The following is a 14,852-nucleotide window of genomic DNA, read 5'->3' as shown; positions in this document are numbered from 1 at the left end:
GGCAATGCAATCCAATTATCTAATTCTTTGTTGAAGGATGAGGTTGCCAAAACTCCCCACATTATTTGCTACCAGCAATGACTGCTGGCTAGCCATTGGAGGAATCGATGCGTTATTATTCGTTGGCTGCGTATCTGGCATTGTTAATTATTCTGACTGGGGTGATTTATCCGCCGCCCAGCGCTGCCCAAGCCGCCGATCAATCGCCGTTAGGAGTTAATCTTGAGGCGATGCAGGATTGGAGCGATGATCTGGCGCTGTTGGATTTTTTCAAAACGTCGCGTGAATGGATTCCTCAATGTCGGGTTGGCCAAGACGCTGGCTGTACCCAGAAAAAGAGTTGGGATACTGGCGAATATCAGCTGATTGATCTTGACAGCCGAGGCTGGGTACGTTCACTGCCCAAACCCAGCGATGCCCCCATTTTTACCAGCATCTCAACTTTGATTATGCTGGGTGATCCACGACTGGATTTTAGTGGTCAGTATGTGGTGTTGTACAAAGGCGAAGGCACGATCGAATATCCCTTGGGCGTAACCAATGTTAGCTCCGCGCCAGGCCGCGATGTCATTACTGTTGGCCACGATGGCTATGTCCAAATCAAAATTACCGCGACTGATCCATTCAATACTGGCAACTATTTGCGTGATATGCATGTTGTGCCAATTGCCTACGAAACGAGCTATAAAACCCAAGTCTTCGATCCACGCTTTCTAGAGCGACTGAGTTCAACCAAGGTTATTCGCTTTATGGATTGGATGCGCACAAACGAGACTACGCAGGTAGCGTGGGCTGATCGGCCAGTCGTCAACGACGCTCGCTATACGACCAAGAAGGGCGTTCCCTTAGAAATTATGGCGGCGCTGACCAATCGGCTGGGCAATGATGCTTGGTTTAATCTGCCGCATACCGCCAACGATGACTATATGCGGCGTTTTGCCGCCAAAGCCAAGCAGTTGCTCAATGGCGATATTGAGGTCTATATTGAGTTTTCCAATGAAGTCTGGAACGGTATGTTTCCTCAAGCCCAGTATGCGGTAAATCAAGGGTTGGCGCTCTTTGATGATCCAGATGATGACATTGATCTTGATCCATTCCAAAGTGGTATGAACTGGCATGGGATGCGAACAGCGCAGATGTGCGATATCTGGAAGGCTGCTTGGGGCGATCAAGCGAATCGAGTGCATTGTGTTGCTGGTTCGCAAGCAGGCAATCTCTGGGTTAGTCAACAAATCTTAGGCTGTCCGCTTTGGACTGATGGTGATCCATGTGTTGATCATGGAATTGAAGCCTTGGCGGTAGCGCCCTATTTTGGTGGCTATCTAGGCGATCCCAAGAACGCAACGAAAGTATCAACCTGGACACTCGATCAGCTTTTCACCGAAATTCAGACAGGTGGTGTTTTAGCAAATGGGCCAGCAGGCGGAGCATTGGCACAGGCAAGCCAATGGATGATCGATTCGGCCAGCGTTGCCGATGAGTTTGGGGTTGAAATGGTAGCTTATGAAGGTGGCCAGCATTTGGTTGGCCATGGTGGAGCCGAAAACAACGATGCGCTTACCGCCTTATTTGGGGCTGCCAATCGCGATCCACGTATGGAGTCAGTCTATCGCCAACATCTTGATGATTGGCGCAGCAATGGCGGACATACATTTGTTGCCTTCAACTTCACCGGAACCTACAGCAAGTGGGGCAACTGGGGCGCTTTGGAATATGTCACCCAACCTAGCTCTCCAAAATGGACAGCCTTGACTGATTGGGCAGAGGCCAACCCTTGCTGGTGGGAAGGCTGCAACTAATCGTACTTAACCTTTAGACTAACAGTGCCGCAAACAACATTAGGTATCTATTGTTATTTGCGGCATTATTATTGGTCTTGGTGGTGCATTTATAAGTAAAATCTTGTTAATCGGGTATACTTCGGGCAATTAATTAGCATTGTTGAGAGATGAGGAAAATGTATGCACAAGCTAATGAGCATTGCAATTGTGGCTCTAAGCCTCTTGGCTGGCTGTGCCAACCAAACTGTCCAGCCTACCACCCAACCGACTGCAACGACTGAACCAAGCCCAACAGTTCCAATTGTCGATCTAGAAGCACAGGCATTAGCTGCCTGCAAACAAGCTGTGATCGATAAATTCAATATTTGGACTGTGGTTTTTCTCGATTCGAATCACACAATTCTCCAACCTGAGCCAAATGTTCGTGTCATTCGATCAACCGTTTTAGTAATGATGCGAATGAATGCCAAAATCGTGCAAACTGAAACTTGGAATTGGTTATGTAGTGCTCATAATGAGAATGGACAATGGGTTGCTACTGATGTTTTTATCGAAACTTTTCATAAATAGTGAAGGGTTTTCATTTTTAATTTAAAGCACGTGCCCCTGAATAACAAACGTTGAACGAATGGCTTGGTCTTTCAAGGGTAAATAGGCTTGGCGCTGAGGATCTGCAAGGTAGCGCTCGAAATCGGCCTGCGAAGCAAATTCAAGCAGATGAATTTCGTAGGGCGGTTCAAGCGTTTGCTCGATGATCGTTGTGTCAGTTGGACGAATACGCAACAGCAACCGCCCGTTATGCTGCGCCAACAACGGCAAAACCTGCGCTTCAAATTGCTCGAATACTGCTGCTTGGCCTTCGTTTAGGTAAATTAATTGGGTAAAATAGATGCTCATATTTGCTCCAAGTCCCAATCAGCGAGAATTTGCTCGATGCTATAGCGGGCCATCTGAGCCAATACAGGGTTACTCTGATGATAATAGGGCAAGGCGATTACGGCCACCGACAACGCCCAGCCCCGCCCACGTAGCCATGTGGCGGCATCAACCGCCATGGCTTGGCGAAAATGCAGCCGCGTTTGACGATCAAACATATTCCAGGTTGGCAGTAGATCGCAAGCAGGGTCACCCACCGCCAACACTCCAAAATCAATCACTGCATTAATCTTGCCATCAACAACTAACAAATTACCAGCATGCAAATCGCCATGAATCCAAACTGGTGCGTGTGGCCATGGCGCAAGCTGTAGGGCATGGTCCCAGACTGCTAGCACTCGTTCAGCATCGAGCAAGGCCTGTGCTTCGCCAATTGCCACCCTTGTAGCACTGTCACGCTGAATTAAGGGTACACCCCGTGAAGTTGCCGAGGCTGGAGCGGGGCCGATCTTTGAATCAATTCGTTGGAGCGCATGCAAAAATTGGCTCAACGCCAGATCTGGATGTTTCGGCCTTGCATTAATTGCATTCTCGCCAGCCAGCCAAGCATAAACGCCCCACGGCCAAGGATAATCGGCGGTTGGCTGACCTTGGGCAATGGGCCGAGGAATTTGCAATGGCAATTGGGTTTGCAACCATGGCAACCAACGAAAATCGCTAGCAATTTGATCGACGGCCCAATCGATTCGTGGGAGCCGCACTGCCAAATCTGACCCAAGCCGATAGATTGCATTATCGGTTCCTGCTGAATCCACCTTTTGCAACGGCAATTCAGCCCATTCAGGGAATTGGCTTGTCAATAAAGTTTGTACTAAATCATAATCAATTGGTTGTTCATTTGGGTGCATCAAGCGCATCACCATCCTTAAAATATCAGCATTCAAGCAGTATGCCAAACAATGCTTGAATGCTGATCAATCTAACGAATGAGTTTGGCTAGGGCAAAATTAAGTGTAAATCGCCAAATTCATGCCAGAGATAGTGCTGGTCTAATGCTTCGCGATAGCATAAATCCAAATGTTGATAGCCCGCTAAGGCTGCCAGCATCGCTAAATGGGTCGCTTTAGGTTCGTGCAAACCAGTTAAAATACCATCAACCGCATGCAACCCACGTTCTGGAGTAATTACCAATTCTGTCCAGCCGGTTTGGGGATGCACCAAGCACCGTTGATCAACGGTGCTTTCGATCGCCCGCACGCTGGTTGTGCCGACGGCGATCACGCGACGACGATCTGCCCGCGCCCGATTGATCAGATCAGCGCTGGTTGCTGGCAAACTATACCATTCGGCATAGGGCGGCTCGTGATCTTCAAGGCTGGCAACCCCTGTGTGCAACAGCAATGGCGCAATTTGGATACCCTGCGCTACCAAGCGCGTTAATAATCGCTCGGAGAATGCTCGCCCAGCCGAGGGCATTTCGGCGCTGCCAAGTTCGGTCGCATAGACCGTTTGATAATAGCTGTTAGGCCAATTATTCGCCACATATTGATAATGAATTGGCTTGGCATGTTCAGCCAGATAGTGCGGCAAGGGCTGAGGTAATCGCAAACTAGCAACCCACAAGCGGCTGATAGTTGGGCCATCGTTGGCATAACCGCGATGAATATCAATCTGCCCACCAGACGGTAAATTTAGGCTGCTCCCAGCAAGCGGTGCACGATAGGGCTGGCTGCTGGTAGCATAGGGCTGACGAACTTCTACTAGCCATAGCTCAGCCAACAACTGAGTTGAAAGATGCACAATTAAGCGTTCGCCAGCAGCATTTGTCGCCGGAATTGCCGCATTCAGTGTGCCACTGGTATTAATTGCCAGCACATCGCCTGCTTGTAAAATCGTTGCTAGTTGGTCAAACCGATAATGCTCAATTTGATTCGAGCGACTGTGCGAAACCATCAAGCGCACTTGATCGCGCTCAAGGCCACGCGCTTCGGGTGGCTCACCTGCCTCAAGCACGGCGGGCAATTCAAAATCGATCGTTGCAAGCATTTATTTGTCACTTTCATTATTAGGGGGCAGGAGTCAGGGGCTAGGGGTTAGGTTTCCTTGATCTGACCTCTGAATTCTTATTTTTGTCATCTTGCCTACTTGGCAGATCGTTAGGGCTTAGCCTTATCCCTGCTTGCTGATCCCTGCCATCTGACCCCTTATTCGTTACTTCCGATAACGCCCACTTGGCAGATCATCGTTAATTAGGCGCAAGATTGCAGGAACACTTGCTTCTGGCGGTGGCCGATCACTAATATCCTCGCCAGGAAAGGCCTCTTGATGCATTTGGGTATTCATATCGCCCGGATCGAGGGTATACACTCGCCATGTTGGTTGTTCGGCGGCCAAAATTGCAGTTAATTGATCGAGCGCAGCTTTACTTGAGCCATAGCCGCCCCAACCCTCGTAGGCTTGTACTGCCGCATCGCTGCTGATGTTGATAATTCGAATGCTAGGCTTGAAACTTGGAGCCAAGGCTTGAATTGCTGCCAATGGAGCAAAAACGTTAATTGCATACACTTGGGCTAGCACGTCAAGCGGGTAATCGAGCAGATTTGGCTGGGGGCTTGGCCCCAAAATGCTCGCATTATTGATCAAGAGATCAAGGCCACCCCATTCTTGAGCAGCAACCACCAAGGCTTGGTGATGGGACGGGTCGGCAATATCGCCAGCAATTGCTTGAACTGTTGTGCGAGTTGCCAAGGCGGCGCGGGCCTGCTCAAGCGCAGTTGCTCCACGGCCAGTAATAATTAAGTGCCAGCCCTCCAAGGCTAATTGTTGCGCCAAGGCTAAGCCTAAACCACGCGAAGCACCAGTAATTAATCCAATGCGTTGCATAAATGTTGCTCCTCAACTGCCTGCGCCAACCACCATTCACGGAGTTCGGTAGCCTGACCATAGGCATCAAAATTCACAATAAAAATTCCGACTAAAGTTTGGGCTTGCTGTTGATTGTGGTGATAGAGCTTGGTGCGCCATTCGGCAACTCCTCGCCCATGGGCAAAGATGACTGGCGTAATCACACATTCGACTTGTTCATGCTGGGCCAAGGTTGTGCGCCAATAGCCAATCACTGCCGCCAAACCATGCAAGGCCGGCTCAAAAGGATGTTCTTGATAACGAATGGCTGGGCTGAATAATTTGGGTAAAACAGCCAGTTTCTGTTGGTTCCAAACTGTGGCGAGGCTGCTACACCAGCCTCGAAAATCATCGTTGTTCATAGCCAACCTCCATCTGCCCAGCAGTATAGCGATTGGCCCGTGAGTTCAACTCAGCCAAGGGTGGGGCAAAAGCTAGCACAACGAGACAGGCCCAGACCTGTCCAATTGGCCAGCAAAAGGATGAAGGATGAAGAATAAGGGATGAAGCAACGTTGCACTTATGGAGATGGGTTAGTAAATCAACGATCACTGGAATTCGGCGTAGGTTTGGCTATTGTTATGGGGACTTAGGCATGGTATACGCTATTTTCGGGCTAGCTTTTTGCCCCTACTTGCACTAGACTTGCTGTAACCAAACCAAACTGGTGACGTAGATAAATTGCTCATTCTAATGGGCTGAAATGCTATTTTTGCTTAACAAAACCATAACATTTTAGCATTCTGGATTTTTGGATAGAACGGAGTTGTTATGCGTAAGGCATGGGTGGTTGCAGCTGGCTTTTTTCTGATTTGTGCGTTAGTCGTGGTTGCGGTGAGCCAAGGTTGGTTGGCTTCATCAGCGCCCTTGGCAATTTTGCCCACGCGGGTGCCTGGCACGCCCGACCCAAGCCAGGCAATTAAGTTGCAATTAGTCTATAGCAGTGAAAAAGAGGCTTGGCTCAAGCAATCGGTCAATGCCTGGCTGGCAACCAATCCGACTGTCGATGGCAAGCCGATTCAAGTCGAGTTAATTTCGCGTGGTTCGCAAGAGATTGTGGCTCAGTTGCAGGATGGACGTTTGCGGCCAACCGCGATCAGCCCCGCCAGTACCTTACAAATTACCCAAATTAATGCCGCCCAAATCGATGGTAAAACCAATTTGGCTGCTGATGCCGAACCGTTGTTGATTTCGCCATTGGTGCTAGCTGCCTACGAAGGTTCGCCCGCCGCCAACTTATTGAAATCGCAAGATCCTCAGCTTTGGCAAGCATTGCACGATGGGGTTTTAATCCCCCAGCGCAGTCAAAAAATTCTATTTGCCCAAACTAGCCCGACCACTTCAAATAGCGGTTTTCAGGCTTGGATTTTGATGGCCTATGCTTACCATAATAAAGCTAGTGGCTTAACCGCTGGGGATGTTAATGATCCTCAATTTGTGGAATGGCTCCAAGGCTACGCCAAAAATGTTGAGCAATTTGCTGAAAGCACTGGCTCATTGATGCAGAAAATGGTGCAATTTGGGCCAAGTAGCTATGGTGCAGCCGTGGTCTATGAAAGCACTGCGCTTGAATATTTGCCCAAAGCCCAAGGCCGTTTTGGTAAATTAATCTTGGTGTATCCACCACAAAATCTCTATAGCGACCATCCTTTGGCAATTTTGGATGCCTCGTGGAGCAGCGACGATCAACGTGAAGCTGCTGGGTCATTGCGCGAATTTCTACTTGCCAAGCCGCAACAAACCACGGCTGTCCAACAAGGCTTTCGCCCAGTCGATCCCGATATTGCAATCGATGCCGCCGATTCGCCTTTTGTTAAATATCAAAGTTCTGGAGTGCAAATGAGCATTCCAAATTTGGCGGCTGAGCCAGATGCTGCCACGATCAAGGCAGTGCTGGATTTGTGGAACTCGCTAGCGACCAGTGTTAAACGCTAATCAAGGAGTGTTGCCAATGCGTTCTCGATTTGCTCTACGCTTATTGTTGCTCTTCACACTTTTGAGCGCCTGTGGTCAGGCAGCTAACCCAACCCAACCAAGCCAATCAGATCAAACGAGCAGTAATGATCTGGTGTTGCGCTTGCTCTATGGCAGCGAAAAGCAACTCTGGATTGATGCGGTGGTGAGCGATTTTAACGCCAGCTCAGCTAAAACCGCTAGCGGCCAACGCATTCAGGTCGAAGCAGTGCCCGTTGGTTCGCTCGAAACGATCAACGGCTTGCTTGATGGTTCGCAACAGGCCGATTTATGGAGTCCAGCGAGCAGTTTATCCTTGCCATTAGCCAATCAACGTTGGAAGACGGCTAAAGGCGAATTGCTGTTTAGCGACCAAACTCCCGCTTCGTTGGTGCTTAGCCCAGTTGTAATTGGCATGTGGAAGCCAATGGCTCAAGCCTTGGGCTACCCCGATAAGCAAATTGGCTGGGCGGATTTGGCCGATTTGGCGACTAGTGGCAAAACTTGGGCCGATTTTGGCCATCCTGAGTGGGGTGCATTTCAGTTTGGCCACACGCACCCTGAGTTCTCCAATAGTGGGCTTGCCACGATTGTGGCGATGGCCTACGCTGCCAATCAAAAAACCAGCGATCTGACTGTCGCTGATTTGGATAAGCCCGAAACTGCCAGTTTGATCAATGCTGTTGAGCAATCAGTCATTCACTATGGCTCAAGCACAGGCTTTTTTGCCAAAACCATGTATGAGCATGGCTCTTCGTATTTGTCGGCGGCGATTTTGTATGAAAATCTCATCATCGAGTCGTATGATCAAGCCTTGTATCCCAACCTTGAGTTGCCGATGGTGGCGATTTACCCCAAAGAAGGCTCATTTTGGAGTGACCATCCTTTGGTGGTGCTAGAAACCGAGCGCATGAATGCCGACAAACGGGCTGCAGCGCAAGTATTTCAAGAGTTTTTGCTGGCTCAACCCCAACAAGCCAAGGCCATGCAATATGGTTTTCGGCCTGCCAATGTTGATATTAGCCTAGCAGCGCCGATTGATACCGCGCATGGCGTTGATCCAAGCCAATTGCAAGTTGCCTTGCCAACGCCTTCGGCAGACGTTTTGCAGGCCATAACCCAATTGTGGCAGCAGCACAAAAAGCAAGTTGATGTAGCCTTGATTATTGATACTTCTGGCTCGATGCGCCAAGAAAACCGTTTGCGCGAAGCCAAAACTGCGCTTGGCGATTTTATCGATATCTTTGCTGATCAAGATAATGTGCAGGTGACGATTTTCAGCACCAATGCAACCGAGCTTTCCGATCTCTCGCCGATTGGCCCCAAACGGGCCGATTTGCATACTCGCATCGATGGCTTGGTGGCCGATGGCGAAACTCGTTTGTACAGCACAATTGGCGAAGTCTATGCCGATATTCAGCAACAAACCGAAGAGCAGCGGATTCGCGCTTTGGTGGTGTTGACTGATGGCGAAGATACGGCTAGCTCATTAAGTTTAGAACAATTGAATGAGCAAATTCGCCAAGATGAAGCTGGCACATCGATTAAAATTTTCACGATTGCCTATGGCTCTGATGCCAATCAAGAGGTTTTGCAACGAATTGCCGAAATAACCGGAGCGAAATCGTATACTGGCGATCCGGCGACAATTCGTCAGGTTTATCATGAAATTGCTACATTTTTCTAGAGAAATGGATCGCGCATTATGAACTCACGCCACCCTTTACAAGTTGCCGCCACCAAACCACTGCCCTTGATTGTTTTGGCAGTCGGGGTGGTTATGGCGCTAACAATTTATCCATGGTTGATTGTGCTTGCGATTATCGCCTATGCCCTGATGGTCTGGATGTTGGCGAATGATCCAAATATCTTAGTGCAAAAGCAAGAAGCTCCAAAATTGGCCAAAATTACCAGCCGCACCTTTCAATCGCATCTGGAAGCGATCGATCGCACGCGCCGCGAGATTGTGCGCTCAACCAATGTGACGGCTGGCCCGTTACAACGCCTGCTCCAGCCAATTGCTGATCAAGCCAATGAATTATTTGAGCAGGCCCATGGTTTAGCGGATAAAGGCCAGTTGATCGAGCAATATTTGCAAACCTCGCAACCGCATGGCTTGCAACCCCAAATCGACAGCCTTGATCAACGGATCGCCATGACTAAGGATAGCTATACGGTTGATCAATTGAAAGAAACGCGGGCGGCCTTGATTGATCGTCAGCAAAATGCCCAAGCCTTGGCAACCTACTATGATCGGATTACGGCCCAGTTGCAAAATATTGCCGCCAACCTTGATAATGTTTTGGCTGAAACCGTGCGTTTGCGAGCATCCGAGGCTGCTAGTGCCACTCAAACCTCGCAAGAAGTTGCTGAACGACTGAGCAATTTGAATGCCGACATGGATGCGTTTCAGCATGTTTTAGAAGGCGCTATGTCGCAAAGTGGCGTAGCCTAGGTTTATAACGAGGGAGAATTGAATGTTTATCGGAATCTATCTTGCAATCTGGTTGGCGCTGGCGGGGGCAATTTGGTGGTCGATCCGCGCCAAAAATTCAATTGGGCGCATGCAGCATTTATTGGGCATTAGCCTGATCGAGCCAATTGTTACCGTAATTATGCTAATCGCACTGTATCCCGTGTTCTTAGAATGGGCATGGGAAGAAAGCCTGATTAGTATTGCGAGCTATCAGTTGATCAATTCGAATGATTTGCTGTATAGCTTGCTTGGCACAGTTTCCGTTGTGCTGGCCTTGCTGCCATTGCTGTTGCTGTTTGATGAGCAGCCTGTGGTGCGCAGTGTTGCTTGGCAAGCAGGCTTGATTGGCTTATTCCGTTGGGGATGCTTGTTGGGGCTGGGCTTTCTTTTGAGTATTGAATTACATCCATGGATCAATACCTTTTTGGTCATTGGCTATCTGATTATGATTGCGCTGACGATTTATATGCTGAATGCCAAATTGCGCGGGCGCTTGGATCGAGCAGGTTCACCGTTGCCGGTTGAAACCGAGCAATTATTTCAAGGCCAGCCAATCGTGTATATTGATCCAAATCTGCAACCAATGATCGTGATCGAGCCACCCAAGGATGAAACCAAGTGATGGTGCTATACTAACGAGCATTACAGGATATCGACTCAACGACGCTGCGGTATACTAATCGCACGTCGTTGTTGCGTTTTAGAGGATGGTTCATGACCCCGAAATATCGTTTGTTGGCGCTTGATCTTGATGGTACCTTGCTTGATTCACGCTTAGAGCCAAGCGCCGCTACCAGAGCCGCGATTGCTGATGCCCAAGCAGCCGGAGTGCATGTCACAATTGCCACTGGCCGCATGATTCGCACCGCTCAGCCATTTGCCGATATGTTGCAGATAACCACCCCTCTGATTACCTACCAAGGCGCACATGTGCAAACTGCCGATGGTACGGTGCTCTACGATAATCCCTTGCCCGCCGACTTGGCTGCCGAAGTGGTCGAATTGGCCTTAGCTGAGGGCTTGTATATTCAGGCCTATATCGATGATGAGCTGTGGATTGTTGAGCGCAGCCCCGAGGTTGAAGAATATTTGGGCTTCTCGCTGGTTGATATTCCAGTGAATATTGCCCCCAACTTGGTTGAGATTGTGCGCCAAAAACCCGTTACCAAGCTGGTTTGGATTACCGACCCAACTGAATTAGAGCGCACGATGCAAGAATGGGGTGAACGCTGGAAAGGTCGCTTGGAGATTTTTCGTTCGCACGATCATTTTGGCGAGGCGGCGGCGATTGGTAGCTCCAAAGGCGTTGGTTTGGCCGTGCTTGCCGAACATTTGGGCATTCCCCAAGCCGAAGTTGCGGCAATTGGCGATCGCGAGAATGATGCTTCGATGCTGGCTTGGGCAGGCTTTGGCATGGCTATGGGCAATGCTGATCGCTTCGCTTTAGCTGCGGCTAATCATGTGTTGCCTACGCTCAGCGACGATGGCGCAGCCTATGGCATTCGCCATTTTGTGTTGGGCGAAGAGTAGCACCTAAAGCTGGGGATCGGCGATTGGTTGTTGGGGATCGGACTCGTAGTAGTTCGATCTTCATTTTTTAACACATGAGGTTCAGAGGAACGTATGGCTAGAGTCTACCTAGGTGCTATCGAGGAAAATACTTTAATGCTCTGCGCCTCTGCGTTCAAAAGTAGAACCTAATCCCGATCCCCAACAACCAACAACTGATCCCCAAATTATACTTGACATATTGGGCAAATATGGGTTGAGCGTTGGGCCACAACGATGCGCTCGATTGGTGTGCCACAGCGCCGACATGGCTCGCCCGTGCGCCCGTAGGCCTCAAGGTGATATTGGTTTTCGCCGCTTGCGCCATAGGCATCGCGATAATTGACCAAAGTTGTGCCACGATGCTCAATTGAGTTGCGTAGCACAGTTTTAATCGCCTCGAATAGCTCAGCAATTTCATTGGCGTTTAGGCTATTGGCAGGTCGCAAGGGGTGAATTTTGGCCAACCACAACGCTTCATCAGCATAAATATTGCCAACCCCAGCCAAGACACTTTGATCAAGCAAGGTTGGCTTGATTTTAGTGGCTTTGCGGCTCAAGCGCTGAGCAAAATCATCTAAAGTAAAATCGTCGCCAAGCGGTTCTGGCCCTAAACGTTGATTGAGCGCCGCCACGCCACTGCGATCAACGAGGCTCCAGCGGCCAAATTTGCGTGGGTCGTGAAAGCGCAGTTCGCGGCCATTATCCAGCGCTACGATCACATGAGTATGGCGATCGGCGGGTTCATCGGCAGCCACAACCAACATTTGGCCCGTCATGCGCAGATGCACAATCAAGGTTTCGTGGTTATCAAGCTCGATCAGCAGATATTTGGCTCGCCGCTGAACTTGCCGAATTTGGCGTTGAGCGATGGCTTCGGCAAACAATTCAGGGCTATGCGTATCGATAATCTTAGGCCAGCCAAGGCTGCGCAATGCTACAAAATGCCGCCCAACGAGTTCTTGCTCAAGCGAACGACGAACAGTTTCAACTTCTGGTAGTTCAGGCATAAGCGTTTTTTTCTAAAATACACAAGCGGATTGCAGTTGCAACCCGCTTGTTTGCTGATTAACGTTCGGGCGTGCCGAGGGCGCTATGACCACCACCGCCGCTGGTATTGTCGATCAAAATTGTGCGTTCGGCGACAACCGGCAAATTGGCTTCAACGCTGATTGTGTGCGATTGCAAATTTGGATCAATCGCATCAAGCAAAACTGAAATTCGGCCAGTGCGTGGAATTGTATACTCGACAACTTGGGTTGTGCCATCGTCTTTGCCGAGCGTTACCTTGACCTGAGCTGGGCGTTGATTGGGATTGAGCACCAGCAAGAATTCCGTTGCTGGATCGGCGGTGCGGCCTTCGGCAAAGTGCCAAACATAATCTGGCTCAGCAGCCCCTAGCGTGTTTGTGGCGCTGTTGCCGCTATTGAAATAGCTGGTGCGTTCGGCGACGATCGGCTGACTTGAGGTCAACATTGTCCCAACACCTTGGGGTGATGGCACAATCTCACGCATATCGACATCGAGCCGCGCCAAGGCTGGCACTTGATAACGCCGCGTAAAGGTCGAGCCTTCTTCGGTCATAAAGGTCGTGGTAATCGCTGCTGAAACCGGATTTGGGTTGAGCAAGGCCAAGGTTGTGACGAAGGGATCGAGGGTTGCGCCTTCGGCAAAATACCAGGTATTCGATGGGGCAACTGCGCCTTGGGTTAGGAATCCACCGCCCTTAGTTGGGCCAACCAAGACTGTGCGTTCAGCAGCAATCGGAGCAGTTGCCGCGATGCGTAAACCAAACGCCTTAGGATAGTTGCTGCTCAAATCGACTTGGGTGCGAGTAAATGGTGGCAGCAGCACTTGGCGCGTAGCTGTAATACCATCGGTTGGCATCATCAGTAAATTAGCCACAACTTCGCTGGGCTGCGGATTATAGAGCCACAACAAGGTACTGCGATCGTTCGAGCCATCGCCCTCAGCAAAATACCAAGTACGGCTCCAACGACTAATTCCCGATTCGCCCAAAGCATCGTTGGCAAACAGCATCGTGCGATCACCAACAATCGCTTGATTGGAACTGACTTCAATTGGTAAATTAAAGGTATCGCTGAAAATTTCGTTGGCGATGATGTTAACTCGCTGGCCAGGCTGAATTTCATATTCGCGACGCACGGCGTTGGTTTGCCCAGGCAAGAAAGTCACGATCGTGCGGGCAATTTGGTTAGTTGGATTGAACAACATAATCCGCTCGTTGTAATCGCGGGTGTTGCTTTCAACGAAGGTCAAACGCTTGCGCACGGTCAGTTGGTCAGCGGTACGCCGAATCGATTCAGCTTGCTCAACATTCAAACTGCCCAAGACCGTTAATGTTTGCGGCAAACGATAGGCTTCGCTAATCCAAGCGATAATTTGGCCCAAGCCTGTGCGGGCGGCATCGGTTAAATCGCCAAGCAGCGCCAAGCGAATCGTGCCATTGCTGGCCGGAAAGCCATTACGCCCAGCATACACATTGCCAGCCTGATCAATTACAAAATGATAAGGTAGATCAGCAGCTCCCTCAGCTTGGGCAGCGGCTTGCAAGGCTCGCAACATCGTCGGCGGATCAGCTTGGTTATTCAAGGGCAAACTGACTAACTCGATTCGGCGTGGGCGTGAAGGCAACAAATTGGGAATACCAGGCAATGCGCCCCAGCTATTGCGGCTAATCACTTGCGGTGGCCGAGTGAAGGTTGTGCCACCAAAGGCGGCAGGGGCACGATTAAGCTGATCGGTTAGCTTGGGGCCATTGCTGGTGTCAATAAAACGCCATGCAATCGCTTGCAAACTCGGAGCGGCTGGCTGATTGCTGCTGGCAAAATCAACCTGATATTGCAACCAGCGTGAATCGGCCTCAACCCCAATTGGCCCAAGCAATTGCTCGCCTTCGGCCAAAATTTGGGCCACATTCAGGGTTTGCCATTCGCGCCATTCGGTGCCATTGGCGCTAGTGCGTAGTTTGAGGCTGAGGCTCGTGCCAACTGGCAACTCAAAATTCCAATGGGCCGAAACCGCATTCCAAACGAATGGTACTTCGTGGGCAACTGAGGTAAAAGTACCTTGGGTAGCCGCTTGATCGAGCCGCAACTCGCCATCGCTATTATTGGTCACCAACAAGCCTTCGAGCGTGCCAGCTTGCCAATCGGCGACTGAGCTTTGGGCAAATGTGGCAGTTTGCACCTTACTGGCGGTGTTGGTTTGGGCTTGGGCTTGCCAAGCTAGGCCACCGAATGCTAGCGATAAGCCAATTGCTGCCATGAAAAACTTACGGCGCATAGGTACCT

At 50.0% G+C, this 14,852-nt stretch carries 14 protein-coding genes; 7 read left to right on the top strand and 7 right to left on the bottom strand.

The window, feature by feature from the left end; genetic code table 11:
- Positions 1-107 precede the first annotated feature (107 nt).
- A complete protein-coding gene (locus LCH85_05910) occupies positions 108-1,799 on the top strand; it encodes a cellulose-binding protein (GenBank protein MCA0351512.1) in 1,692 nt (563 codons plus the stop codon).
- A 162-nt stretch (positions 1,800-1,961) separates the two neighbouring features.
- Entirely contained in the window at positions 1,962-2,351 is a 390-nt protein-coding gene (locus LCH85_05905; protein MCA0351511.1) for a hypothetical protein, read from the top strand.
- 21 nt (positions 2,352-2,372) lie between these two features.
- On the opposite strand, the gene LCH85_05900 is transcribed toward LCH85_05905, so the two are convergent.
- The 5 genes from LCH85_05900 to LCH85_05880 all read right to left on the bottom strand — a co-directional run bounded on the left by LCH85_05900 (position 2,373) and on the right by LCH85_05880 (position 5,923).
- Complete coding sequence (locus LCH85_05900) at positions 2,373-2,678, bottom strand: DUF1330 domain-containing protein (protein ID MCA0351510.1); 306 nt, start codon at positions 2,676-2,678, stop codon at positions 2,373-2,375.
- Complete coding sequence (locus tag LCH85_05895; GenBank protein ID MCA0351509.1) at positions 2,675-3,574, bottom strand: aminoglycoside phosphotransferase family protein; 900 nt, start codon at positions 3,572-3,574, stop codon at positions 2,675-2,677. Before LCH85_05895 ends, LCH85_05900 begins: the two co-directional genes overlap by 4 nt.
- A 79-nt stretch (positions 3,575-3,653) precedes the next feature.
- Positions 3,654-4,703: an S-adenosylmethionine:tRNA ribosyltransferase-isomerase gene (locus LCH85_05890; GenBank protein ID MCA0351508.1), complete on the bottom strand. Its 1,050-nt coding sequence runs from the start codon at positions 4,701-4,703 to the stop codon at positions 3,654-3,656.
- 165 nt (positions 4,704-4,868) lie between these two features.
- Entirely contained in the window at positions 4,869-5,540 is a 672-nt protein-coding gene (locus tag LCH85_05885) for an SDR family oxidoreductase (GenBank protein ID MCA0351507.1), read from the bottom strand.
- Positions 5,522-5,923: a nuclear transport factor 2 family protein gene (locus LCH85_05880; protein MCA0351506.1), complete on the bottom strand. Its 402-nt coding sequence runs from the start codon at positions 5,921-5,923 to the stop codon at positions 5,522-5,524. The genes LCH85_05885 and LCH85_05880 overlap by 19 nt, the downstream gene beginning before the upstream one ends.
- A gap of 409 nt (positions 5,924-6,332) precedes the next feature.
- Here LCH85_05880 and LCH85_05875 point away from each other — a divergent pair, with 409 nt between their 5' ends.
- From LCH85_05875 to LCH85_05855, 5 genes are all read left to right on the top strand, one after another.
- The gene (locus tag LCH85_05875) at positions 6,333-7,496 is read left to right on the top strand and encodes a substrate-binding domain-containing protein (protein MCA0351505.1); all 1,164 of its coding nucleotides are present in this window, start codon (positions 6,333-6,335) and stop codon (positions 7,494-7,496) included.
- Positions 7,497-7,512: 16 nt separating this feature from the next.
- Positions 7,513-9,201, top strand: coding sequence for an extracellular solute-binding protein (locus LCH85_05870; protein ID MCA0351504.1), 1,689 nt, complete (start codon positions 7,513-7,515; stop codon positions 9,199-9,201).
- An 18-nt stretch (positions 9,202-9,219) separates the two neighbouring features.
- A complete protein-coding gene (locus LCH85_05865; protein MCA0351503.1) occupies positions 9,220-9,969 on the top strand; it encodes a VirB3 family type IV secretion system protein in 750 nt (249 codons plus the stop codon).
- A 22-nt stretch (positions 9,970-9,991) separates the two neighbouring features.
- Complete coding sequence (locus LCH85_05860) at positions 9,992-10,612, top strand: hypothetical protein (protein MCA0351502.1); 621 nt, start codon at positions 9,992-9,994, stop codon at positions 10,610-10,612.
- A 92-nt stretch (positions 10,613-10,704) separates the two neighbouring features.
- On the top strand, positions 10,705-11,520 hold the full coding sequence (locus LCH85_05855) for a Cof-type HAD-IIB family hydrolase (protein ID MCA0351501.1): 816 nt from the start codon (positions 10,705-10,707) through the stop codon (positions 11,518-11,520).
- Between the two features lie 206 nt (positions 11,521-11,726).
- On the opposite strand, the gene mutM is transcribed toward LCH85_05855, so the two are convergent.
- Entirely contained in the window at positions 11,727-12,548 is an 822-nt protein-coding gene (mutM, locus tag LCH85_05850; GenBank protein MCA0351500.1) for a bifunctional DNA-formamidopyrimidine glycosylase/DNA-(apurinic or apyrimidinic site) lyase, read from the bottom strand.
- Positions 12,549-12,606: 58 nt separating this feature from the next.
- Positions 12,607-14,844: a DUF5719 family protein gene (locus LCH85_05845; protein MCA0351499.1), complete on the bottom strand. Its 2,238-nt coding sequence runs from the start codon at positions 14,842-14,844 to the stop codon at positions 12,607-12,609.
- Positions 14,845-14,852: the final 8 nt, after the last annotated feature.

Source organism: Chloroflexota bacterium (assembly GCA_020161265.1).
Classification (GTDB): Bacteria; Chloroflexota; Chloroflexia; order Chloroflexales; family Herpetosiphonaceae; genus Herpetosiphon.
Note: the sequence above shows the minus strand (reverse complement) of the source record. Positions and strands in the feature narration are given on the sequence as shown.